19 protein-coding genes and 1 pseudogene are annotated in these 22,351 nt (G+C 66.0%); 16 read left to right on the plus strand and 4 right to left on the minus strand.

Going from position 1 to position 22,351, the window contains the following annotated elements; all coding sequences use genetic code 11:
- Nucleotides 1-143: 143 nt before the first annotated feature.
- Nucleotides 144-668: pseudogene (locus ACLIIZ_RS10605) on the plus strand (hypothetical protein); the annotation flags it as partial.
- Nucleotides 669-707: 39 nt separating this feature from the next.
- Here ACLIIZ_RS10605 and glnE read toward each other — a convergent pair.
- Nucleotides 708-3,419: a bifunctional [glutamate--ammonia ligase]-adenylyl-L-tyrosine phosphorylase/[glutamate--ammonia-ligase] adenylyltransferase gene (gene glnE / locus ACLIIZ_RS10610; protein WP_416692058.1), complete on the minus strand. Its 2,712-nt coding sequence runs from the start codon at nucleotides 3,417-3,419 to the stop codon at nucleotides 708-710.
- A 101-nt stretch (nucleotides 3,420-3,520) separates the two neighbouring features.
- On the opposite strand from glnE, the gene ACLIIZ_RS10615 reads away from it, so the two are divergent.
- From ACLIIZ_RS10615 to aroG, 5 genes are all read left to right on the plus strand, one after another.
- Nucleotides 3,521-7,402, plus strand: a complete 3,882-nt coding sequence (locus ACLIIZ_RS10615; protein WP_416692059.1) for a YhdP family protein — start codon at nucleotides 3,521-3,523, stop codon at nucleotides 7,400-7,402.
- Complete coding sequence (locus ACLIIZ_RS10620) at nucleotides 7,399-8,208, plus strand: carbon-nitrogen hydrolase family protein (RefSeq protein ID WP_416692060.1); 810 nt, start codon at nucleotides 7,399-7,401, stop codon at nucleotides 8,206-8,208. The genes ACLIIZ_RS10615 and ACLIIZ_RS10620 overlap by 4 nt, the downstream gene beginning before the upstream one ends.
- A gap of 9 nt (nucleotides 8,209-8,217) precedes the next feature.
- A complete protein-coding gene (gene tldD, locus ACLIIZ_RS10625; RefSeq protein ID WP_416692061.1) occupies nucleotides 8,218-9,663 on the plus strand; it encodes a metalloprotease TldD in 1,446 nt (481 codons plus the stop codon).
- Nucleotides 9,664-9,694: 31 nt separating this feature from the next.
- Entirely contained in the window at nucleotides 9,695-10,312 is a 618-nt protein-coding gene (locus ACLIIZ_RS10630; RefSeq protein ID WP_416692062.1) for a c-type cytochrome, read from the plus strand.
- 75 nt (nucleotides 10,313-10,387) lie between these two features.
- The gene (aroG, locus tag ACLIIZ_RS10635) at nucleotides 10,388-11,479 is read left to right on the plus strand and encodes a 3-deoxy-7-phosphoheptulonate synthase AroG (protein ID WP_416692063.1); all 1,092 of its coding nucleotides are present in this window, start codon (nucleotides 10,388-10,390) and stop codon (nucleotides 11,477-11,479) included.
- A gap of 1 nt (nucleotide 11,480) precedes the next feature.
- On the opposite strand, the gene ACLIIZ_RS10640 is transcribed toward aroG, so the two are convergent.
- Nucleotides 11,481-12,626 carry a patatin-like phospholipase family protein gene (locus tag ACLIIZ_RS10640; protein WP_416692064.1) on the minus strand — a complete coding sequence of 382 codons (1,146 nt, stop codon included), beginning with the start codon at nucleotides 12,624-12,626 and terminating at the stop codon, nucleotides 11,481-11,483.
- Complete coding sequence (queD, locus tag ACLIIZ_RS10645) at nucleotides 12,623-13,075, minus strand: 6-carboxytetrahydropterin synthase QueD (RefSeq protein WP_416692065.1); 453 nt, start codon at nucleotides 13,073-13,075, stop codon at nucleotides 12,623-12,625. The genes ACLIIZ_RS10640 and queD overlap by 4 nt, the downstream gene beginning before the upstream one ends.
- Nucleotides 13,076-13,122: 47 nt before the next feature.
- Here queD and ACLIIZ_RS10650 point away from each other — a divergent pair, with 47 nt between their 5' ends.
- Nucleotides 13,123-13,953 carry a radical SAM protein gene (locus ACLIIZ_RS10650; RefSeq protein ID WP_416692066.1) on the plus strand — a complete coding sequence of 277 codons (831 nt, stop codon included), beginning with the start codon at nucleotides 13,123-13,125 and terminating at the stop codon, nucleotides 13,951-13,953.
- A 36-nt stretch (nucleotides 13,954-13,989) separates the two neighbouring features.
- Here ACLIIZ_RS10650 and ACLIIZ_RS10655 read toward each other — a convergent pair whose 3' ends face one another.
- Complete coding sequence (locus ACLIIZ_RS10655) at nucleotides 13,990-14,295, minus strand: helix-turn-helix domain-containing protein (protein ID WP_374323826.1); 306 nt, start codon at nucleotides 14,293-14,295, stop codon at nucleotides 13,990-13,992.
- A gap of 276 nt (nucleotides 14,296-14,571) precedes the next feature.
- Between ACLIIZ_RS10655 and ACLIIZ_RS10660 the strand changes: the two genes are divergently transcribed.
- Genes ACLIIZ_RS10660 through asd form a run of 9 tightly spaced genes read left to right on the plus strand, consistent with a single transcriptional unit; the run spans nucleotide 14,572 to nucleotide 22,194 of the window.
- The gene (locus ACLIIZ_RS10660; RefSeq protein ID WP_416692067.1) at nucleotides 14,572-15,009 is read left to right on the plus strand and encodes a CBS domain-containing protein; all 438 of its coding nucleotides are present in this window, start codon (nucleotides 14,572-14,574) and stop codon (nucleotides 15,007-15,009) included.
- Nucleotides 15,010-15,068: 59 nt separating this feature from the next.
- Nucleotides 15,069-16,169, plus strand: coding sequence for a chorismate synthase (gene aroC / locus ACLIIZ_RS10665; protein ID WP_416692068.1), 1,101 nt, complete (start codon nucleotides 15,069-15,071; stop codon nucleotides 16,167-16,169).
- 51 nt (nucleotides 16,170-16,220) lie between these two features.
- Nucleotides 16,221-16,484 (plus strand): YdcH family protein, encoded by a 264-nt coding sequence (locus ACLIIZ_RS10670; protein ID WP_416692069.1) that lies wholly within the window; start codon nucleotides 16,221-16,223, stop codon nucleotides 16,482-16,484.
- A gap of 40 nt (nucleotides 16,485-16,524) precedes the next feature.
- Nucleotides 16,525-17,712: an MFS transporter gene (locus tag ACLIIZ_RS10675; protein ID WP_416692070.1), complete on the plus strand. Its 1,188-nt coding sequence runs from the start codon at nucleotides 16,525-16,527 to the stop codon at nucleotides 17,710-17,712.
- A 31-nt stretch (nucleotides 17,713-17,743) separates the two neighbouring features.
- Nucleotides 17,744-19,150, plus strand: a complete 1,407-nt coding sequence (gene leuC, locus ACLIIZ_RS10680; RefSeq protein ID WP_416692071.1) for a 3-isopropylmalate dehydratase large subunit — start codon at nucleotides 17,744-17,746, stop codon at nucleotides 19,148-19,150.
- 12 nt (nucleotides 19,151-19,162) lie between these two features.
- Nucleotides 19,163-19,291: an entericidin A/B family lipoprotein gene (locus ACLIIZ_RS10685; protein WP_416692072.1), complete on the plus strand. Its 129-nt coding sequence runs from the start codon at nucleotides 19,163-19,165 to the stop codon at nucleotides 19,289-19,291.
- A 9-nt stretch (nucleotides 19,292-19,300) separates the two neighbouring features.
- Nucleotides 19,301-19,942: a 3-isopropylmalate dehydratase small subunit gene (gene leuD / locus ACLIIZ_RS10690; protein WP_416692073.1), complete on the plus strand. Its 642-nt coding sequence runs from the start codon at nucleotides 19,301-19,303 to the stop codon at nucleotides 19,940-19,942.
- Between the two features lie 9 nt (nucleotides 19,943-19,951).
- Nucleotides 19,952-21,007 carry a 3-isopropylmalate dehydrogenase gene (leuB, locus tag ACLIIZ_RS10695; protein ID WP_416692074.1) on the plus strand — a complete coding sequence of 352 codons (1,056 nt, stop codon included), beginning with the start codon at nucleotides 19,952-19,954 and terminating at the stop codon, nucleotides 21,005-21,007.
- Nucleotides 21,008-21,060: 53 nt separating this feature from the next.
- Nucleotides 21,061-22,194 carry an aspartate-semialdehyde dehydrogenase gene (asd, locus tag ACLIIZ_RS10700; RefSeq protein ID WP_416692076.1) on the plus strand — a complete coding sequence of 378 codons (1,134 nt, stop codon included), beginning with the start codon at nucleotides 21,061-21,063 and terminating at the stop codon, nucleotides 22,192-22,194.
- The last annotated feature ends 157 nt before the right edge of the window (nucleotides 22,195-22,351 follow it).

The raw sequence follows: 22,351 nt of genomic DNA on the forward strand, positions 1-22,351 counted from the left end.
GCAGAACCTCTGTCGTCGCGTGAAGTTGGCTCGAAAGCATCGAGCCGGAAGTTAACAGCCTTCTCTAATGTTTACAAGCGCTTGCGCAAAAAAGAAAATGCCGTTCAGCGCTAACTGAACGGCATTACCCTTACCCGGGGTATGTCTGGATTACCGGCTATTGGTCCTGGGGCGGTCGTCAGCATGTCTGGGTGCCCGGCCGCTGGGTTGAACCGCGCCCGGGCCATGTCTGGGTACAGCCGCGCTGGGTCCAGGATGGACGTCGCTGGCGCATGCACGAAGGGCGTTGGGAAGCCGGTCCGCCGCATCGTGGGGCGCCGCCACCGCATGTGGTACCGCCGCCCCGGCGCGATTTCGATGATCGGCGCGACGACAGGCGCGACGACAGACGTTTCGACCGTCGCGACGACCGTCGGGATGATCGCCGCGACGACCGTAACTGGCCAGGGGCTTCACCGCGGGGGCGCGACGATGGGCGTCCCGGGCCCGATCGCGCCGCGCCGCCACCGCGCCCCGCTCAGGATGTGCGTCCTGACCGCGGCCGGGGTAATGAATCGCGGGCGCCAGCCTTTGGTGGCCGCGAGGCGACGCGCGAGGAAAGGCGTCGGACAATCCAGCGCAATCAGGGCGACGGTACGATCGTTTTCCCGACCGACCACGAGCGCTGAGCGGGAGATCAATGACGGCGGCCGAATGGCCGCCGTTTCTCATCCGGCGCCGTCGCGGGCGCCGAACACCGCCTGCCACAGGGCATCGACAGCGGCAATGTGATTCTCCACCTGCTCGCGCGGCACCGGCGCTTTCGGCGTTGCCGACAATCGCCGGGCGTGCTGCAGGCGGCGGTATTCGCGGTAGGCATTGCCGGCGGCCAGGGCTTGTGCCGGGTCGATCAGGCCGAGTTCGCCGGCGATGCGCAGCAGCGCGATGTTGCCGAGGTTGCCGGTCAGTTCGCAGTGCCGGTGGGCGTGCCCGAGCACCAGGTACTGGACGATGAATTCGACGTCGATGATGCCGCCCGGGTCGTGCTTGAGGCCGAACATCTCGGCGCTTTTCGAGGCGTGCGCGTCGTACATCTTCTGGCGCATGGCGACGACCTCGTCGCGCAACTTGCCGAGATCGCGCGGCTGACGCAGGATTTCGCAGCGGATGGCTTCAAAGCGAGCGCCCACTTCGGCGTCGCCGGCGCAGAATCTCGCCCGGGTCAGCGCCTGGTGTTCCCAGGTCCAGGCCTGTTTGAGCTGGTAGTCGCGGAAGGCGTCCACGGTCACCGCAAGCAGGCCGGCGTCGCCGTTCGGGCGCAAGCGCAGGTCGGTTTCGAACAGGATGCCGGCCGACGTCTGGCTCGACAGCCAGGTGTTCAGGCGTTGCGCCAGACGGGTGTAGTTCTCCTGGGCATCGCCGTCGGCGTCGTCGTAAAGATAGACGAGGTCGAGGTCGGAGGCGTAGCCGAGTTCCTTGCCGCCCATCTTGCCGTAACCGATGACTGCGAAGCGCGGCGTCTCGCAGTGCCGTTTCTTGATCTTGGTCCACACCAGCGGCAGGGTTTCCTGGACGATGCTGTCGGCCAGTTCGGTCAGGTGATCGGACAGCGATTCGATCGTCTGCAGGCCGGAGAGGTCCTGGGCCAGCAGGCGGAACACCTGGGCGTGGTGCATCTCGCGCAGGATGTCCATCTCGCGTTCGGTGTCGCCGGCGTGGTCGGCCAGGTTGCGGCGCAGCAGGTCGCGGAAACCGGCCCAGTCGGTGGCGATTTCGTAGAGCCGGGGATCGAGCAGTTCGTCGAGGAGCAGCGGGTGGCGGTTCAGGTAGTCGCTCGCCCAGGTCGAGGCGCAGACCATGTCGGCGACGCGCTTCAGGGCCAGCGGATACTGCTGCAGCAGCGCCAGGTAGGAACCGCGGCGGGCGATGCCTTCGAGGAAGGTGATGCCGCGCACCAGCGTCGTGTCCGGGTCGGGCGTCTGGCCGGCGGCTTCGATCAGGCGCGGGCCGACGGCGTCGAGCCGTTGCCGGTTGCTGGCCGGCAATTGCTGGTAACGGCTGGAGGCGCGCAGCTCGCCGAGGCGGGCGATGGCGTCGAGCGGCCGGCGGAAACCAAGATTGCCGAAAGCTTCGAGCGCCGTGTCGTCGTCGAGCTGGCCCTGCCAGAGACCGGTCAGCGGATGTTCGCCGGCTTCCGGGTCGGAGAAAACGGCCTCGAAGTGGCGGCTGACCCGGCCGCGGTGGCCGTTGAGCACCTCGAGCAGCGCCGGCCAGTCGGCGAAGTCCATGCTGCGGGCGATCTTCTGCCGCTCCGCCGGATCGACCGGCAGCATGTGGGTCTGCGCGTCATCGACATACTGCAGACGGTGTTCGAGGCGGCGCAGGAAGATGTAGGCCTCGCGCAGCTCGCGCTCGCTTTCGGCCGGCAGCAACTGGCGTTCGACGAGCAGGGCGAGTACCGCCAGGGTCGGCCGGATCTGCAGCGCCGGGTCGCGGCCGCCGCGGATCAACTGGAACACCTGGGCCATGAACTCGATTTCGCGGATACCGCCGGGGCCGAGCTTGATGTGGTCGGCCATGTCCTTGCGCGCGACTTCGCGGCGGATCTGCGCGTGCAGGTCGCGCATCGCGTTGATCGCGCCGAAATCGAGGTACTTGCGGAAGACGAAGGGGCGGCCGATCTTCTGCATCGCCTCGACCCATTCCGTTTGCAGGTTGGCGCCGGTGTTCATCGTCCGGCCCTTGATCCAGGCGTAGCGTTCCCACTCGCGGCCCTGGGTGATGAAGTAGTTTTCCAGCGAGTCGAGTGAGCAGACGAGCGGCCCGGAGTCGCCGTTCGGGCGCAGCCGCATGTCGACGCGGAAGACCTGGCCGTCGGCGGTGATGTCGCCGAGCGCCTGGATCACGCGCTTGCCGAGGCGGGTGAAGAAATCGTAGTTCTCGATCGATTTCGGGCCGGCGGTGTCGCCGTCCTCGGGATAGACGAAGATGTAATCGACGTCGGAGGAAACGTTCAATTCGCGGCCGCCGAGCTTGCCCATGCCGATCACCAGCAGGCGTTGCGGCTGGCCCTGGCTGTCGAGCGGCTCGCCGTAGCTGGCGGCGAGCTGGCGGTGGTAGTGGGCGAGGGCGAAGTTGGTGGTGACGTCGGCAAGCAGCGTCATGCTCTCGACCACTTCGGCCAGCGGCGCCAGTCTGCACAGGTCGCGCAGCGCGATGTGCGCCATCGCCCGCTGACGCAGCCGGCGCAGTGCCGACTTGAGCGCCTCGTCGTCGGCGAAATCCTGCGCCAGCGCTGCGCTCAACAGCGCTTCATCGAGCGGTTGCAGCCAGCTTGTCGCCAGTTCGGGGAGTAGCGCCGGATGCGCCTGGAGGAGATTGCTCAGGTAGCGGCTGTGGGCCAGGGCGGCCTGCCAGCGGGGGTCGGGGAGGGTGTCCATGGGATTCTGTCGGCAACGGGGCGAAAAGGTAGAATACGCCCTCAAATAAATTTCCCCGATTGTAGTGACCTCCTACCGCATCTGGCAAAGCGACGCGACGCTTGAATAATCCGTCCGGCCAAACCGAAACCACTGACGCCCGCCTGATCCACCAGGGGCTGTACTACCGGCTGCACGGCCTGCGCGCCTTGCTCGGCCGGCCTTGGGTCGCGTCTGCGCTGCGTGTCGCCGGCTGGTTGCTGATCGTCGGCTGGATGTTCTTCGTGGCGCTGGTCCTGCTGCTGCGCTTTGCCGTGCTGCCGTCGATTGCCGACTATCGGGCCGACATCGAGCGCCTGGCGGGCAAGGCGGTGGGCCAGGAAGTGCGCATTGGCCAAATCGCCGCCCACTGGCGGGGACTCAATCCGGAACTGGTGCTCGACGGCGTCTCGTTGCTGGCGGCCGACGGTGCGCCGAGCTTCTCGCTGCAACGGGTCGACGCCGTGCTGTCCTGGCACAGCCTGTGGCGACTGCGCCCGGTGCTGGCGCTGCTTTCCTTCGATCACCCGGTGTTGCACGTGCGCCGTGCCAGCGACGGGCGGATCAGCGTCGCCGGCATCGAATCGACCGGCGACAGCGATCCTGCCTTTGCCGAATGGGTGCTCGAACAGAAGCGCATCCGCATCCACGACGCGACCATCGTCTGGGAAGACGCCTTGCGCGCCGCGCCGCCACTGATCCTGGAAGACCTCCAGTTCGGCCTCGACAACCGCGGGCAGCGTCATCGCTTCGGCCTGTCGGCGGTGCCGCCGGCCGAGCTGGCGGCGCGCATCGACCTGCGCGGCGAGATCAACGGCGACCTGCACGACGCGCTTGAGCGTTACGCCGGCAATCTCTACCTCGAACTCGAATACGCCGATCTGGCCGGCTGGCAGCCCTGGTTCGACTACCCGGTCGACTTGCCGCGCGGGCGCGGCGGCGTGCGCCTGTGGGGCGAGATCAAGGAAGGGGAAAGCCGGCTGACCGCCGACCTGGCGTTGCAGGATCTACGCATCCGCCTCAGTCGCAAGCTACCGGCGCTCGACCTCGACCGTCTGCGCGGCCGGCTCACCGCCACCTACGGCAAGGCGGCCTGGTCGCTCGCCGCCCGCCAACTGGAGTTGCAGACCAGCGAGGGCATCCGGCTGGCGCCAACGGATTTCCAGCTCGACTGGCGGCAGGGTGAATCGACGATCAACGGTAATTTCCGGGCGAATCAGCTCGACCTCGAAATCCTCTCCCGGCTCGCCGGCTACCTGCCGCTCGATGCGCGCTCCCGCGAACTGCTGCAGGCCTACGCGCCGCAGGGGCGGATCAGCGAACTACGCACCAGTTGGGGCCTGCAGGGCGAAAAACTGGCGCGCTATGCGCTGGCCGCCCGCTTTGCCGGTCTCGGCGTGCGCGCCGAAAGCTATTTCCCCGGCGCCCGCGGTCTGGCCGGCAACATCGACCTCACCGAGAAGGGCGGCCGCCTGAACATCGACGCCGGCGCTTCCGGTCTTTCGCTGCCGGCGGTCTTCCCCGAGCCGGATATCGACCTCGATCTGCTCAAGGCGCGGGTCGGCTGGACGCAGGATGCCGATGGCGTCCTGGTGGACATCGAACGGCTCGACTTTTCCGGTCACGATGCCACCGGCAACGCCCATGGCAGCTATCGTTACAGCGGCGACGGACCGGGCGAGATCGACCTCCAGGCGAGCATCAGCCGCGCCGACGGCAGCGCCGTCTGGCGCTACATGCCGCACGCCGTCAATGCCGAGGCCCGCGCCTGGCTGAAGCGCGGCATCGTCGGCGGCACCGCGCACGACGCCCGTCTGGTGCTGAAGGGCAAGCTGCGCGATTTCCCTTTCCGCGACCCGGCGACCGGCAAGTTCCTGGTCACCGCCAAGGCAAGCAACGCCCGCGTCGACTACGCCGACGGCTGGCCGACGATAGACGGTATCGAAGCCGACATGGCCTTCGATTACGGCATGCGGGTCAAGGCCAGCGCCGGCCGCATCCTCGGCGCCAGCCTGGGCGACGTCGCGGTGACCATTCCGGACTTCGACGTCCATGACGAGATGTTGCTGGTGCGCGGTGCCGCCAGCGGGCCGACCGCCGCCTTCCTCGAGTTCATCGAGCGCAGCCCGGTGGCGGCGTCGATCGACCACTTCACCGAGGGCATGCGCGCTGTCGGTAACGGCCGGCTCGATCTCGAACTCGACATTCCGCTGCGCCGGGCGCTGGAAACCCGGATGCGCGGCAGCTACCACTTCCACGACAACCAGGTACACCTGGTCGATGGCCTGCCGATGATCGGCCAGGTCAACGGCCGTCTCGACCTCACCGACAAGTCGGTGGCGGCCAGCGAGATCACCGGTCGTGGCTTTGGCGGGCCGCTGCGCGTCAAGGTCGGCAGCGAGGGCGGCAAGGTCCTGGTGTCGGCGGCCGGCAGCGCGGCGATCGGCGAGGTCGCCAGCCATTTCGGCTGGCCGCTGGTTGACCAGTTGGCGGGCAGCACGCCGTGGAAGGCCGATATCGTGATCCAGAAGCGCAACGCCTATGTGCTGGTGACTTCCGACCTCGTCGGCATCAGTTCGCCGCTGCCCGACCCGCTGAACAAGACGGCGACCGCCCGCCTGCCGCTGCGCATCGAACGCAGCGCGCCGAACGCCGGCAGCGAGCAGTACCGCATCACGCTCGGCGACGTTGCGCGCGGCACCGTCGTCCGCCGCGACGGCAAATGGACGCAGGGTGTCTTTGCGGTCGGCAGCGGCGACGCCAGCCTGCCGCCACAGGGGCTGGTGGTGCGCCTCGCCGCACCGCGCCTCGACGGTGACGCCTGGCGCACCTTCCTTGGCTTGGGCAAGAACGGCAATGGCGGCAACGCTGACGGTGGCCTGGCGCTCGCTGAAGTCAGCGTCAAGACGCCGCAACTGCACCTGTTCGGCAGCGAGTACCGCGACATCGACCTGCGCGTCGCGCCGCAGGGGGCCGCCTGGCGCATCTCGCTGCAGGCGCCGGAGGCGGCGGGCGAACTGACCTGGCGCGGTGCCGACGACGGCTGGGTCGAGGGCCGTTTCCGCCACCTGCGCCTGGCGCAGCCGGAGGGCGGAACTGCGGCTGGCGGCGAAAGCAGCGTGATCGATTCGCTGCCCGGCATGAATCTCGAAGTCGACGATCTCTGGCTGGGCAAGAAATCGCTCGGTCGTCTCGAACTGCGCGCCCGCAACCTGCGCGGTTCCTGGTTGCTGGAGAAATTGCGCCTGCACAATCCGGATGGCGAACTGAGCGGCAGCGGCCGGTGGACGCGCGGTGCCCGGCAGCGCACCGACCTCGATTTCGAATTGACCGCGCTCGATAGCGGCAAGCTGCTCAGCCGGCTCGGCTACGCCAACGCCGTCCGCCAGGGCAAGGCGCGGCTGGCCGGCAGCCTGCGCTGGGATGGCGCGCTGACCTCGATGCATTACCCGAGCCTGAGCGGCGATCTCGATGTGAAGGCGGAAAAGGGCCAGTTCAACAAGCTTGAACCCGGCGTCGGTCGCCTGCTCGGACTGATTTCGCTGCAATCGCTGCCGCGCCGCCTGACCCTGGATTTCCGCGATCTCTTCAGCGAAGGTCTGGCCTTCGACAGCATCGAAGGCAAACTTTCCATCGCCGGTGGTGTCATGAAGACTATCGACCCACTCAACATCAGTGGGCCGGCGGTGCAGGTGACGATCGAGGGCAGTACCGACCTGCAGCACGAAACCCAGGACCTGATGGTCGTCGTCCGACCGGAAATGAGCGGCCTGGCGATCGGTGCCGCGACCCTGGTCAATCCGGTGGCTGGCGCCGCGGCACTGGTCGCCAATACCGTATTGAAGAGTCCGCTCAACCAGATTTTCAGCTATCGCTATCATGTGACCGGCAACTGGAGTGATCCGCTGGTCGATAAGGCCGGCAAGACGGAAACGCCAGCCGCCTCACAGGAGCAGAAACCATGACGCCGCAGAATTGCCGCATCGCCGCCTTGCAGATGGTCTCCGGCCCACGCGTCGCCGACAATCTGGCCGCCGCTAGCTGCCTGGCCGACGAGGCGGTGGCGCAGGGCGCGCAATTGCTCGTGCTGCCCGAGTATTTCCCGATCATCGGCGCCGCCGACGCCGACCGCGTGCGGGCGCGCGAGGATTTCGGCCACGGCCCGGTGCAAGACTGGCTGGCGCGCACCGCGCAACGCCACGGCGTGTGGCTTTTTGCCGGCTCGCTGCCGCTGACGGCGAGTTCGCCCGACAAGATGAAAAACAGCAGCCTGGTTTTCAACCCGCAGGGCGAATGCGTCGCCCGCTACGACAAGATCCACCTGTTCGGCTTCAGGAAGGGCGACGAGTCCTACGACGAGGCCGCCTTCATCGAAGCCGGCGAGACGCCGGTGGCGGTGAGCACGCCGTTCGGCCGCATCGCCCTGTCGATCTGCTACGACCTGCGCTTTCCCGAGCTTTACCGCAGCCTCGCCCCGGTCGACCTGATCCTGGTGCCGGCGGCCTTCACCGAGACGACCGGCCGCGCGCACTGGGAAATCCTGCTCCGCGCCCGGGCCATCGAGAACCAGTGCTACCTGCTGGCGGTCGGTCAGGGCGGCCGCCACGAAAGCGGCCGCCTGACCCACGGCAACAGCATGATCGTCGATCCCTGGGGCGAAATTCTCGACCGCAAGCTGAAGGGGCCCGGCGTCGTCATCGCCGACCTCGACCACCAACGCATCGCCGAAGTCCGCGAGAGCCTGCCGGCGCTCGCCCACCGCAAACTATAAGGAAGTTCCATGAGCCAACCCAACGCGCTGGCGCAAGCCGAATCCCTGCTGCTGAAGCCGTTCTCCCTGAGCGAGGCCGACCTGTCGCGGACCTTCAGGCAGATCCTGACGCATCAGGTCGATTACGCCGACCTCTACTTCCAGTATTCGCGCTCCGAGGCCTGGAGCCTCGACGAAGGCATCGTCAAGTCGGGCAGCTTCAACATCGACCAGGGCGTCGGCGTGCGCGCCATTTCCGGGGAGAAGACCGCTTTCGCCTACTCCGACGACATCAGTGCTGCGGCGCTCGGCGACGCCGCCAGCGCGGTGCGCGCCATCGCCGCCGCCGGACAGTCCGGCGCGTTGCCGGCGCTGCGTGCGTCGACCGGGGGGCGCGCGCTCTACCTGCCGAACGACCCGCTCGCCTCGCTGCCGGCCGACGCCAAGGTGAAATTGCTCGAACGCCTGGAAGGCTTTGCCCGGGCGCTCGACACGCGCGTGCTGCAGGTCAATGCCTCGCTCGCCGGCGAGTACGAGGTGGTCCTGGTCGCCGGTTCCGACGGCCGGCTGGCCGCCGACATCCGGCCGCTGGTGCGCTGTTCGATCTCGGTCATCGTCGAGGAAAACGGCAAGCGCGAGCAAGGCGCCTCGGGCGGCGGCGGTCGTTTCGACTTCGGCTATTTCGACGACAGCGTGCTGCAACGCTACGCCCAGGAGGCGGTGCATCAGGCGGTGACCAACCTCAAGGCCGAGCCGGCGCCGGCCGGCCAGATGACCGTCGTCCTCGGCGCCGGCTGGCCCGGCATCCTGTTGCACGAAGCGGTCGGCCACGGCCTGGAAGGCGATTTCAACCGCAAGGGCAGCTCGACCTTTGCCGGGCGCATCGGCGAGCGCGTTGCCGCCAAGGGCGTCACCGTGATCGACGACGGCACCATCGCCGACCGGCGCGGTTCGCTCAACATCGACGACGAGGGCAATCCGTCGCAGCGCACCGTGCTGATCGAGGACGGCATCCTCAAGGGCTACATGCAGGACAGCCTGAACGCCCGCCTGATGGGCGTCGCGCCGACCGGCAACGGGCGCCGCGAATCCTTCGCCCACCTGCCGCTGCCGCGCATGACCAACACCATGATGCTGGCCGGCAGCCACGACCCGCAGGAAATCATCGCTTCGGTGAAGAAGGGCATCTACGCCGCCAACTTCGGCGGCGGCCAGGTCGACATCACCAGCGGCAAGTTCGTCTTCTCGATGAGCGAGGCCTATCTGATCGAAGACGGCAAGGTGACGCGGCCGATCAAGGGGGCGACGCTGATCGGCAACGGGCCGGACGCGATGACCCGCGTCTCGATGATCGGCAACGACCTCAAGCTCGATCCCGGCGTCGGCACCTGCGGCAAGGAAGGGCAGAGCGTGCCGGTCGGCGTTGGTCAGCCGACGCTGCGGATTGATGGACTGACGGTAGGCGGAACGGCATAATTACGGCTTGGCTGACAAAGGGAGTCGATAGATGCGCGCGATCCTGTTCCTGGCAGGTCTGATGGCAAGTGGTGCCTTGTTCGCGCAGACACCGGCGCATCAGCGCATGAAGGCCCTGCAGGCCGACCCGGCGGCGCTGCAGGCGGCGGTGGCGGCGGGCGGCAAGGCCAGTTTCTTCTGCGCCAACTGCCACGGCGACAACGGCATCGCCAAGACCGGCGATGTGCCCAACCTGGCCGGCCAGCACCCCGCCTACCTGCTCGAGCAGATCCGCAAGTTTGGCGCCGGCGAGCGCAAGGACCCCTTCATGCAGGGGCTGATCAAGGTCCTCAACGACGAGGAGCGGGCGCAGATCACCCTCTACTACGCCAGCATCAAGGTGCCGCCGAACAAGTCTGATCCGGCGCTGGCGGCCCGCGGCAAGGTCCTCTTCGACAAGCTTTGCGTGCGCTGCCACGGCGCCGAGGCGCACGGGCACGAACTGTTTCCCCGTCTCGCCGGCCAGCAGCGTCCCTACCTGCAGCGTGCCATCACCCTCTATCGCGACGGGACCGGCGTGCGCAACGACAAGTTGATGGCGATCGCCACGTCGGTGCTCAAGGACGACGACATCGTCGCCCTGACGCATTACCTGACGCAACTGCCCTGATTCGCCCAGCGTCGATTTCGTCCACCGCCTTCCGGTAGAATGGCCGGTTTCGGCGATTGATGGATGGTGCAGCAAATGGCAGCGAACACGACGACAGCAGGCAAGCCGGTCACCGACGACGTGCGGATCCGGGAAATCAAGGAACTGGTGCCGCCGGCCCACGTCTTCCGTGAATATCCGGCGTCCGGGCGCGCCGCGCAGACCACCTACGCCGCCCGGCAGGCCATCCACCGCGTCCTGCACGGTGCCGACGACCGCCTGCTGGTGGTGATCGGTCCCTGTTCGATCCACGACTACGACGCGGCGATGGACTACGCCAAGCGGCTGGTCCGCGAAGCCGACAAGTACGCCGACGACCTGATCGTCGTCATGCGCGTCTATTTCGAGAAGCCCCGCACCACGGTCGGCTGGAAGGGGCTGATCAACGATCCGCGCCTCGACAACACTTTCCGCATCAACGAAGGCATCCGCCTGGCGCGGCGCATCCTGCTCGAAGTCAACGAACTCGGCCTGCCCTGCGCGACCGAATTCCTCGACACGATCACCCCGCAATACACCGCCGACCTGATCGCCTGGGGCGCCATCGGCGCGCGCACCACCGAGTCGCAGGTGCATCGCGAACTGGCTTCCGGCCTGTCCTGCCCGGTCGGCTTCAAGAACGGCACCGACGGCAACATGCGCATCGCGGTCGATGCCATCCGTTCGGCCAATTCGCCGCACCATTTCCTGTCGGTGACCAAGTCCGGCCATACGGCGATCGTGTCGACGATGGGCAACGAGGACTGCCACGTCATCCTGCGCGGCGGCAAGGAACCCAACTACGACGCCGCCAGCGTGGACGCGGCCTGCCAGGAAATCGCCAAGGCCGGCCTGGCGGCGCGGCTGATGGTCGATTTCTCGCACGGCAACAGCCGCAAGCAGTACAAGCTGCAGATGGAAGTCTGCGACAGCGTCGCCGCCCAATTGACGGCCGGCGAGGAGCGCATCGTCGGGGTCATGGTCGAGTCGCACCTGGTCGAGGGGCGTCAGGATATCGTCCCGGGCCAGCCGCTGACCTACGGTCAGAGCGTCACCGATGCCTGTCTCAACTGGGACGACAGCCTGCTCGTGCTCGAGCGCCTGGCTGCCGGTGTTCGCGCCCGCCGTCTGGTCGAGGCCAGCACCTGAGTCAGAGATCGAGGAAGCGACCGACCTCGTCGGCACGCGCCAGCGTGTCGGCGTGGCCGAGTTCGATCAGTTTGCGCATGAAAGGCTTCTCGAACAGCAGGTAGCTGGTCAGCGCGCCGCCCTGCCGGTTCATCGCGCCGATCCCGCCGAGCAGCAGGCGGATCGGCCAGGGCAGGGCGCCGGCGTGTTCGGCGGCGATGCGGTCGAGGCTTTCCGACGGCGAGATGATCAGCGTCTCGATCGGCCGCAGCGCGATTCCCGACTGCGCCCTTAGCGCTTCCGGGATCGCCGAGACGGTGCGGTTGATGCGCTGGATGCGTTCGATGTCGACGGCCAGCCCATCGACGAAGATGCTCGCCAGCGCGTGTCCGGCGATCTGCGCCAGCGACGGATAGTCGTCGACCTGGCGGCGCTCGCGCTTTTCGTTGCCGCGCGTCGCGCCGACCACCAGCAGGCGTTCGGCGCCCAGGTGGATGGCCGGCGACAGCGGCGCCAGCTGGCGCATCGAGCCGTCGCCGAAATACTCGCGGTTGATCCGCGTCGCCGGGAAGATGAAGGGAATCGCGCTCGACGCCAGCAGGTGTTCGACGCCCAGTTGCGTACGTACGCCGATACGCTGGAAGCGGTGCCAGGGCGCGGCGTCGGGGTGGGCCTGGAAGAAATTGATGTTCTCGCCCGATTCGTAGCCGGAAGCGGAGATGCTGACCGCGCGCAGGGCGCCGCCGGCGATCGCCCTTTCGATGCCGGCGAAGTCCATGCTGCGCCGGAGCAGGGTGGCGAGCGGCGCGTTGTCGAGCAGCGAGCGCGGCGCCCGGCCGAGCAGCCAGCCGAACGACAGCGCGCCCAGCCAGCGGGCGCCGGCGGCGCCGACACCGAGCGCGTCGCTGCGATAGATGTCGGCGGCGCGCAGGTCACGCCAGAAACGCGCCAGGGTGGTTGTCGCCCGGCCGAAATGTTCAGCCTGGCAGGCCAGCCCGACGGCGTTGATGGCGCCGGCAGAAGTGCCGCAGACGATGGGAAAGGGATTGTGACGGCGCTGCCGGCCGGCAAGTTTGGCGACCGCGGTGAGGACGCCGACCTGGTAGGCCGCCCGGGCGCCGCCGCCGGTCAGGACCAGCGCTGAGCCTTGGCGGGCCGGGGAAGTCAATCCTGCGCCTGCCGGGTCGCGTCGGCCCAGCAATTGGGGGTTTCGTAGAGGCGCACCTGTTCGAGCCGCAGGTGGTTGCCGTAGGTGTCGCGGTACACTGCGTCGAGGCAGTCGAAGGCGAGGCGGGCGAGGTTCTCGGCGGTCGGCACGCGGTCGAGGACGACCGTCTTGTGGTCCGGGAGACTGGCCAGGAAATCGACGATGGCGCGGTCGCCTTCATAGACCAGGAAGGCGTGGTCCCAGCGGCCGACCAGATGGGTCATCGCCAGTTCCTTGACCTGCGAGAAGTCCATCACCATGCCGTTGGCGGCGTCGCCGGCCTTGTCGATGATGTTGCCGGAAAGGGTGATCTCGATCGCGTAGCGGTGGCCGTGCAGGTGGCGGCACTGGCTCTTGTGGTCGGGGATGCGGTGGCCTGCGTCGAATTCCAGGCGGCGGGTGATGAGCATTTCGGATTGGGGTTCGCCAAGACGGGGGCTGATTATACAATGCCCCCATGCTGCGAACCGACGACCACCGCCGCGACAGTGCCGGCCTCCGCTATGTTTATCCCGTGATTTCCCGGCGCGCCGGCGGCGTCTCGGTCGGCATCAACCTCAATCCGAACAACGCCTGCAACTGGGCCTGCGTCTATTGCCAGGTCGAAGGATTGACCCGCGGCGGTCCGCCGCCGCTCGAGCTCGACCGGCTGGAGGCTGAATTGGCGGGCTTTCTCGACGCCGCGATCAACGGCGATTTCATGCGCCGCCAGGTGCCGGAGACGGCGCGCCGACTGGTCGATGTCGCCTTTTCCGGCAACGGCGAGCCGACTTCGGCGCCGGAGTTTGCCGACGCCGTGGCGCGGGTGGCGGAGGCGCTCCGGCGTTTCGGCCTGAACGTGCCGCTGCGTCTGATCACCAACGGCAGCCTGCTGCACCGCTCGGCGGTGCAGGATGGCATCCGTCGCCTGGGCGAGGCTGGCGGCGAGGTCTGGTTCAAGCTGGATCGGGCGACCGCCGTCGAGGTCGCCGCGATCAACGGCGTCGCCTGGGCGCCGGAGAAGGCGGCGCGCAACCTGGAGACCTGCGCCGCGCTGGCACCGACCTGGGTGCAGACCTGCTGGTTCGCGCTCGACGGCCAGGCGCCGGACGCCGCCTCGCTGGCCGCTTACTGCGCGCTGCTGGCGCCGCTTGCCGAGCGCCTGGCCGGCGTCCATCTCTACGGTCTGGCGCGTCCGTCGCAGCAGCCAGCGGCGCCACGCCTCGCTGCGCTGCCGGAAGCTGCGTTGCGCGAGGTGGCGGCCAGCATAGAAAAAGAAACGGGGCTCCGGGTGATCGTCTCACCCTGAGCCCCGTTGTTGATTTCCGCCCGTCGGGCGGGGGAATCAGGCGGCTTTCTTGGCGTGGCTGCGGGCCGACTTCTTCAGCGACTTGAACAGTTCCGGTTCCTGTGCCTTCAGATATTCGACCACTTCCCAGTCGTCGCGCTTGATATTGCGGATGTCGATCTGTTCGACATGGACCAGGCGCAGCAGTTCGCGCACCGGACGCGGCATGTTGCGGCCGCTCTCGTAGCGCGAGCCACCGCTCTGGGTGACGCCCAGGGCAGACCAGAATTGCTGCTGGTTGAGGCCGAGCTTGCGGCGGATTTCACGGGCGTCGATTTTTTCGATGGTTTTGACGGAAGTCATGGATTCTCTCCTAATGCGATAAAAATAATCATATTGACCTGTCCTGCTGGGGTATTACTTAGGTCATATGTCAAAGTGTATAGCTAACTATGACGTTCGGCAAGTGGCAAAGCCATAAATTTTGTTAAATGCTCTGATAGTTTTTCGCTTTCGTATGGCATGAATTTCCGGTTCCCGCGCTGAGGGCTGGAAAGCGCCTGGCGAGGCCACTTTGCGAATCGTTCGGCCTGATCTAAGATCGTTGCAACAGCCGCTGGGCGGCGCCTAGGAGAAAACATGCTGGTCAGGGAAATACTGCGGGTGAAGGGCGGCGCCCTCTACACCACGACGCCGGGGCAGAAGCTGCCGGCGGTGATCGATGCCATGGCCGAACTCGACGTCGGGTCGCTGGTGGTGATGGACGAGGGGCGGATGGTCGGTATCGTCACCTTCCGTGAAGTGATCAAGGCGATGCAGGCGGGCAACCCTGAACTGCAGGTGAGCGACTTCATGGTCGCCGATCCGGTGACGGCCTTTCCCGACATGGAAGCCAATTCGCTGCGCCGCCTGATGATCGAAAAGCACTCGCGCTATCTGCCGGTGCTCGAACAGGGGCAACTGCTCGGCGTCATTTCCTTCCTCGACGTCGCCAAGGCGGTGCTAGAAGAGCAGACGCTGGAGAACACGCTGCTCAAGAACTACATCAAGAACTGGCCGGAAGAGGCGCGTTCCTGAGCGGCGGAGCGGCTGGGGGCGCGTGCTAGAATCCGCCCTCCCCAAACAGGTGTGATCTCATGTCCGGCAACACTTTCGGTACCCTTTTCACGGTGACTTCGTTCGGCGAGTCGCACGGCGCGGCGATCGGCTGTGTCGTCGATGGTTGCCCGCCCGGGCTGGCCTTGTGCGAAGCCGACATCCAGGCCGAGCTCGACCGGCGTAAGCCGGGGACGTCGCGCCATGTGACCCAGCGGCGCGAGCCGGACAGCGTCGAGATCCTGTCCGGGGTCTTCGAAGGCAAGACCACCGGCACGCCGATCGCCCTGCTGATCCGTAACCAGGACCAGCGCAGCAAGGATTACGGCAACATCGCGACGACCTTCCGTCCCGGTCACGCCGACTATACGTATACCCAGAAGTACGGTTTTCGCGATTACCGCGGCGGCGGCCGTTCGTCAGCGCGCGAGACGGCGGTTCGCGTCGCCGCCGGGGCGATCGCCCGCAAGTGGCTGAAGGAGCGCTACGGCGTCAGCATCCGCGGCTGGATGAGCGCCCTCGGGCCGATCGGGATTCCCTTCGTCAGCGCCGACGAGATTGACGGCAATGCCTTCTTCGCACCCAACGCGGCAATCGTGCCGACGCTGGAAAGCTACATGGACGAGTTGCGCAAGTCGCTCGATTCGGTCGGCGCGCAGATCACGGTCACCGCCGACGGCGTGCCGCCGGGCTGGGGCGAGCCGGTGTTCGACCGCCTGGATGCCGAGATCGCCTACGCGATGATGGGGATCAACGCGGTCAAGGGGGTTGAGGTCGGCGACGGTTTCGCTTCGGTCGCCCAGAAGGGCAGCGAGCACGGCGACGAGATGACGCCCGAGGGCTTTGCCAGCAACCACGCCGGCGGCATTCTCGGCGGCATTTCGACCGGCCAGCAGATCGTCGTGAACATGGCGATCAAGCCGACTTCGTCGATTGCCCAGGCGCGCCGTTCGGTTGACGTCGACGGCAAGGCGGTCGAGGTGGCAACGCAGGGGCGGCACGACCCATGTGTCGGCATCCGGGCGACGCCGATCGCCGAGGCGATGCTGGCCCTGGTGCTGATCGACCATGCCTTGCGCCACCGGGCGCAGTGCGGCGACGTCGTTTGCGCGACGCCGCGCCTGCCGGGCCGCATCGCCTGAGATTTTTCGAATGCCCGCCGGGGGCGGGCGCCGCGTCTTGAGGAGAGCATCATGCAGGTTGAGCACCACGATCTTCAGCAGGAATTTCCCGAATTCGCCGATGCGATTGCCGCCCTCAAGGCCGGCAACGCGCATTTTTCCCGGCTCCACGACAGCTATAACCGCCTGACCGGCAGGGTCGAGGATCTGGAAGAGCACGACATGCCGGTCGCCGATTTCACCTTCGAGGACATGAAGAAGCAGCGGGTCAAGCTGAAGGACGAGCTTTACCACCTGATGCTCGCCTACCGTGCCGGCCAGCAGTCGGCGAAATAAGGCGGCAGCCGCCCGCCACCGGCGCTGATCCGGAGGCCGGATGCAGCTTGCACGCCGCTGGCCCCTGGCGGGCTACTATTTCTTCTACTTCGCCTTCATCGGCGCGTTTTCCCCGTACTTCGGGCTCTACCTGCAGGCGCGCGGATTTTCCGCCTGGGACATCGGCCTGCTGATGTCGCAGATGCAGTTGATGCGCCTGTTCGGTCCCAACCTCTGGGGCTGGGTGGCCGACCGCTTCGGTCACCGCATGCTGATCATCCGCCTCGCCGGTCTGGTTGGTCTGGTGGGGTTCTCCGCTTTCTTCTGGCTCGATGGTCTGCCCGGCATGCTGCTGGCGATGGCGATCCTCGCCTTCTTCTGGAGCGGCGCGCTGCCGCTGGTCGAGATGCTGACTTTCGATCACCTGCGCGAAGAACGCGGGCGCTACGGCCGCATCCGCCTGTGGGGGTCGATCGGTTTCATCGTTGCCGTGATGAGTACTGGTGCCTTGCTCGATGCCGTGGCGCCGGTCGGCGTGCTCTGGGTGTGTACGCTGATCCTCGCCGGTATCCTCGGTTTTGCGCTGATCCTGCCGGAAGCGCCGGTGCATCCGGTAGCGGTCGAGTCGCCGCCGATTACTCGCATCCTGCGTCAGTCCAAGGTGCTGGCGCTGCTTGGCGCCTGTTTCGCGATGTCGGCGGCGCACGGCGCTTTCTACGTCTTCTACTCGATCCACCTCAGCGGTCACGGCTACGCCAAGACCGCGGTCGGCCTCCTGTGGTCGCTCGGCGTGCTCGCCGAGATCGGCGTCTTCCTGCTGATGCCACGGCTGACCCGGCGCTTTTCGTTGCGCGACATCCTGCTCGTCAGTTTCGCGGCGGCCGTCCTGCGCTTCCTGATCATGGGCTGGGCAGTTGAATCGGCGGCGGCGATGATCTTCGCCCAGTTGCTGCACGGGCTGACTTTCGGCGCTTACCACGCGGCGGCGATCGCCGCCATCACGCAGTGGTTTCCCGGCAAGTCGCAGGGGCGCGGCCAGGCCTTGTACTCCAGCCTCTCCTTTGGTGCTGGCGGTTTGGTCGGTGCGTTGATCAGCGGACGTACCTGGGACGACTGGGGCGCCGGCTGGAGTTTTTCGCTTGGCGCGGCTTTCGCGCTGGCTGGCTGGCTATTGATTTATCGCTGGGTCGCCGCCGATGCAGCCGCCGTCGGGGGCGGGCGGGAAAAAACCGCCGATCCTGTGCAATAATCCAAGGCTTTACCGCACAACTTCAGGTTCCATGTCGAAGACCCTTTACGACAAGCTCTGGGAGAATCACGTCGTCCATCAGGAAGCGGATGGAACGGCCCTCCTCTATATCGATCGTCACCTGGTCCACGAAGTCACCAGTCCGCAGGCCTTCGAGGGCCTGAAGCTGGCCGGACGCAAGCCGTGGCGCGTTTCTTCCATCGTGTCGACGCCGGATCACAACACGCCGACCGACCACTGGGAAGAGGGGATCAAGGATCCGATCTCCCGCCTGCAGGTCGAGACGCTCGACGCCAACATCCGCGAAGTCGGCGCGCTCGCCTATTTCCCGTTCAAGGATCCGCGGATGGGCATCCTGCACGTCGTCGGCCCGGAAAACGGCGCCACGCTGCCGGGCATGACCGTCGTCTGCGGCGATTCGCACACCTCGACGCATGGCGCCTTCGCCTGTCTGGCGCACGGCATCGGTACCTCCGAGGTCGAGCATGTGCTGGCGACGCAGTGCCTGGTGCAGAAGAAGTCGAAGACCATGCTGATCGCCGTCGAGGGGCGCCTGGGCAAGGGCGTCACCGCCAAGGACGTGGCGCTGGCCATCATCGGCGCCATCGGTACCGCCGGCGGTACCGGCTATGCCGTCGAATTCGGCGGCAGCGCGATCCGCAGCCTGTCGATGGAAGGGCGCATGACGCTGTGCAACATGGCGATCGAAGGCGGCGCCCGGATGGGTTTCGTCGCCGTCGACGACACCACGATCAATTATCTGAAGGGCCGTCCGTTCTCGCCGCGTGGCGAAACCTGGGACAAGGCCGTTGCCTACTGGCGCACCCTGCATTCCGATCCGGGCGCCCGCTTCGACCGCGTGATCACCCTCAAGGCCGAAGAAATCCGGCCGCAGGTGACCTGGGGCACGTCGCCGGAAATGGTGGTCGGCATCGACGCCGTCGTGCCCGATCCGGCGAAGGAAGCCGATCCGGTCAAGCGCGAGGGGATGGAACGCGCGCTGCAATACATGGGTCTCAATCCCAACGTTCCGCTCAAGTCCATTTCCGTCGACAAGGTGTTCATCGGTTCCTGCACCAATTCCCGCATCGAGGATCTGCGCCAGGCGGCAGCCGTGCTGAAGGGCCGCCATATCGCGTCCAACATTAAGCTGGCACTGGCCGTGCCGGGTTCCGGCCTGGTCAAGCGCCAGGCCGAGGCGGAAGGCCTGGACAAGGTCTTCATCGCCGCCGGTTTCGAATGGCGCGAGCCGGGCTGCTCGATGTGTCTGGCGATGAACGCCGACCGTCTGGAACCGGGCGAGCGTTGCGCCTCGACCTCGAACCGTAACTTCGAAGGCCGCCAGGGTCCTGGCGGTCGTACTCACCTGGTCAGCCCGGCGATGGCTGCCGCTGCCGCGGTGGCCGGCCGTTTTGCTGACGTCCGCGATATTCTCTGAAAGGAACCGATGATGAAGAAAGCGTTTGTTCTGCTGTTGGTCGTGGCTGGTCTGGTTTCCGCAATGGGCTGCAACACCGTCCAGGGAATCGGCAAGGATATTGAGAAGGGTGGCGAAGCCATCCAGCGTTCGACCAAGTAAGGCAGGTTCATGGACAAGTTCGTACGCCTCGACGGGCTGGTGGCGCCGCTCGACCGCAGCAACGTCGATACCGACGCGATCATCCCGAAGCAGTTCCTGAAGTCGATCAAGCGTTCCGGTTTCGGCCCGAACGCCTTCGACGAGTGGCGCTACATGGATGTCGGCCAGCCCGGCCAGGATAATTCGCAGCGCCCGAAGAACCCCAACTTCGTGCTCAACCAGCCGCGCTACCAGGGTGCCGAAGTGTTGCTGACCCGTGCCAACTTCGGCTGCGGCAGCTCGCGCGAGCACGCGCCGTGGGCCCTGCTCGATTACGGTTTCAAGGCGATCATCGCCGAGAGCTTCGCCGACATCTTCTTCAACAACTGCTTCAAGAACGGCATCCTGCCGATCGTCCTGCCGGCTGCCGAAATCGAGGCGCTGTTCCAGCAGGTCGAGGCGACGCCGGGCTACAAGCTGACCGTAGACCTGCCGGCGCAGGCGGTGGTACGCCCCGACGGTCACGCCATTCCCTTCCAGGTCGACGCCTTCCGCAAGGAATGCCTGCTCAACGGCTGGGACGACATCGGCCTGACCCTGCGTCACGCCGACAAGATCAAGGCCTTCGAAGAGAAGCGCCGCGTCGAGCAGCCCTGGCTGTTCGCCCAATAAGGAGACAACATGAAGATTTGTGTGCTGCCGGGTGACGGCATCGGTCCGGAAATCACCGCCGAAGCGGTGCGCGTGCTCAAGGCGCTCGACCTCAAGTTCGAGATGGAAGAAGCGCTGCTCGGCGGCTGTGCCGTCGACGCCACGGGCAATCCCTATCCGGAGGCGACGCAGAAACTGGCGCGCGAAGCCGATGCCATCCTGCTCGGCGCCGTCGGCGGTCCGCAGTGGGACAGTTTGCCCCGCGAGAAGCGCCCGGAGCGCGGCCTGCTCGGCATCCGCAAGGATCTCAACCTGTTCGCCAACCTGCGTCCGGCGATCCTCTACCCGGAACTGGCCAACGCTTCGACGCTGAAAGCGGAAGTCGTCGCCGGGCTCGACATCCTGATCGTCCGCGAACTGACCGGCGACATCTACTTCGGTCAGCCGCGCGGCGTGCGCGAGGAGAACGGCGAGCGCGTCGGCTTCAACACCATGGTCTATAGCGAGTCGGAAATTCGCCGCATCGGCCACGTTGCCTTCCAGGCGGCGCAGAAGCGTAACAAGCGCCTGTGCTCGGTGGACAAGATGAACGTCCTCGAATGCACGCAACTCTGGCGCGACGTGATGATCGAAGTGAGCAAGGACTACCCGGACGTCGAACTCAGCCACATGCTGGTCGATAACGCCGCCATGCAACTGGTGAAGGCGCCCAAGCAGTTCGACGTGATGGTCACCGGCAACATGTTCGGCGACATCCTGTCCGATGAAGCTTCGATGCTCACCGGCTCGATCGGCATGCTGCCGTCGGCCTCGCTCGACGACAGGAACAAGGGGCTGTACGAGCCGTCGCACGGCTCGGCACCGGACATCGCCGGCAAGGGCGTGGCCAATCCGCTGGCTACCATCCTGTCGGCGGCGATGCTGCTGCGCTACACCTTCGGCCTCGAAGAGCAGGCGCTGCGCGTCGAGAACGCGGTGAAGACGGTGCTCGCTCAGGGCTTCCGTACCGGTGACATCTACGAGCGTGGAACGACCAAAGTCGGCACCCGGGAAATGGGTGACGCGGTTCTTGCCGCGCTGGCGTAATACCAAACGCGCGCTGGCGCGTTGTACAAGGGTTTGATTCGGAGATTGATGAAATGAAGAAGCTTGGTCTGGTCGGTTGGCGTGGCATGGTTGGTTCCGTGCTGATGCAGCGCATGGTCGAGGAGGGCGATTTCGCCTTCATCGATCCGGTTTATTTCTCGACCTCCGCCGCTGGCGGCAAGGCACCGATGTTCGGCGGCAAGGAAGCCTCGCTGCCGCTGCAGGACGCTTCGAACATCGATGCGCTGAAGGCCTGCGAAATCATCATCACCTGCCAGGGCGGCGACTACACCAAGGAAATCTTCCCCAAGCTGCGCGCTGCCGGCTGGAACGGTCACTGGATCGATGCTGCCTCGTCGCTGCGCATGGCCGACGATGCGGTGATCGTGCTCGATCCGGTCAATATGAACGTGATCAAGGACGCGCTGGCCAAGGGTGGCAAGAACTGGATCGGTGGCAACTGCACGGTGTCGCTGATGCTGATGGGCCTTGGCGGGCTGTTCCAGAACGACCTGATCGAATGGGCGACCTCGATGACCTATCAGGCTGCTTCCGGCGCTGGCGCGCAGAACATGCGCGAGCTGATCGCGCAGATGGGCACCATCCATGACTCGGTCAAGGATCTGCTGGCCGATCCGGCTTCCGCCATTCTCGACATCGACCGCAAGGTTGCCGAGACCATTCGTTCCGACAGCTTCCCGAAGAAGAACTTCCGCAACACGCCGCTCGCCGGTTCGTTGATCCCGTGGATCGACGTACCCTACGAGAACGGCCAGTCGAAGGAAGAGTGGAAGGGTGGCGCCGAGTGCAACAAGATTCTCGGCAAGCCGGCTTTCCGTACGGCCGGTTCGATTCCCATCGACGGCCTGTGCGTGCGCATCGGCGCGATGCGCTGCCATAGTCAGGCGCTGACCATCAAGCTGAAGAAGGACGTGCCGCTCGACGAAATCAGCGACATGCTGGCCAAGGCCAATCCGTGGGCCAAGGTCGTGCCGAATGATCGCGAGATTTCCGAGCGCGAACTGACGCCGGCTGCCGTGACTGGCACGCTGACGGTGCCGGTCGGCCGTCTGCACAAGATGGCGATGGGCCCGGAATACCTGGCCGCCTTCACCTGCGGCGACCAGTTGCTGTGGGGTGCCGCCGAGCCGCTGCGCCGCATGCTGCGCATCCTGCTCGACGCCTGATATGGCATGAATTGCCAAAAAACGGGGCTTTTGCCCCGTTTTTTTATTTGTTGGCTATACGCAAAAAGTCCGTAACTCAGAAGCGGGTTTAGCTTGCAATGCTAAGTCCATGATGTTAATTTGATTCTCCCAAGTCATACGCTCAGGGCATGGTCGT

The organism is Azonexus caeni, assembly GCF_048146105.1.
Lineage (GTDB): Bacteria > Pseudomonadota > Gammaproteobacteria > Burkholderiales > Rhodocyclaceae > Azonexus > Azonexus aromaticus_B.

What these genes read in the sequence shown, in the direction of transcription:
- aroC (WP_416692068.1), top strand. Translation starts at nt 15,069, where the DNA reads ATGTCCGGCAACACTTTCGGTACCCTTTTCACGGTGACTTCGTTCGGC.
- ACLIIZ_RS10630 (WP_416692062.1), top strand. Translation starts at nt 9,695, where the DNA reads ATGCGCGCGATCCTGTTCCTGGCAGGTCTGATGGCAAGTGGTGCCTTG.
- tldD (WP_416692061.1), top strand. Translation starts at nt 8,218, where the DNA reads ATGAGCCAACCCAACGCGCTGGCGCAAGCCGAATCCCTGCTGCTGAAG.
- ACLIIZ_RS10655 (WP_374323826.1), bottom strand. Translation starts at nt 14,295, where the DNA reads ATGACTTCCGTCAAAACCATCGAAAAAATCGACGCCCGTGAAATCCGC.
- leuB (WP_416692074.1), top strand. Translation starts at nt 19,952, where the DNA reads ATGAAGATTTGTGTGCTGCCGGGTGACGGCATCGGTCCGGAAATCACC.
- ACLIIZ_RS10660 (WP_416692067.1), top strand. Translation starts at nt 14,572, where the DNA reads ATGCTGGTCAGGGAAATACTGCGGGTGAAGGGCGGCGCCCTCTACACC.
- leuC (WP_416692071.1), top strand. Translation starts at nt 17,744, where the DNA reads ATGTCGAAGACCCTTTACGACAAGCTCTGGGAGAATCACGTCGTCCAT.
- queD (WP_416692065.1), bottom strand. Translation starts at nt 13,075, where the DNA reads ATGCTCATCACCCGCCGCCTGGAATTCGACGCAGGCCACCGCATCCCC.
- ACLIIZ_RS10675 (WP_416692070.1), top strand. Translation starts at nt 16,525, where the DNA reads ATGCAGCTTGCACGCCGCTGGCCCCTGGCGGGCTACTATTTCTTCTAC.
- ACLIIZ_RS10685 (WP_416692072.1), top strand. Translation starts at nt 19,163, where the DNA reads ATGAAGAAAGCGTTTGTTCTGCTGTTGGTCGTGGCTGGTCTGGTTTCC.
- ACLIIZ_RS10650 (WP_416692066.1), top strand. Translation starts at nt 13,123, where the DNA reads ATGCTGCGAACCGACGACCACCGCCGCGACAGTGCCGGCCTCCGCTAT.
- glnE (WP_416692058.1), bottom strand. Translation starts at nt 3,419, where the DNA reads ATGGACACCCTCCCCGACCCCCGCTGGCAGGCCGCCCTGGCCCACAGC.
- aroG (WP_416692063.1), top strand. Translation starts at nt 10,388, where the DNA reads ATGGCAGCGAACACGACGACAGCAGGCAAGCCGGTCACCGACGACGTG.
- ACLIIZ_RS10670 (WP_416692069.1), top strand. Translation starts at nt 16,221, where the DNA reads ATGCAGGTTGAGCACCACGATCTTCAGCAGGAATTTCCCGAATTCGCC.
- ACLIIZ_RS10620 (WP_416692060.1), top strand. Translation starts at nt 7,399, where the DNA reads ATGACGCCGCAGAATTGCCGCATCGCCGCCTTGCAGATGGTCTCCGGC.
- asd (WP_416692076.1), top strand. Translation starts at nt 21,061, where the DNA reads ATGAAGAAGCTTGGTCTGGTCGGTTGGCGTGGCATGGTTGGTTCCGTG.
- leuD (WP_416692073.1), top strand. Translation starts at nt 19,301, where the DNA reads ATGGACAAGTTCGTACGCCTCGACGGGCTGGTGGCGCCGCTCGACCGC.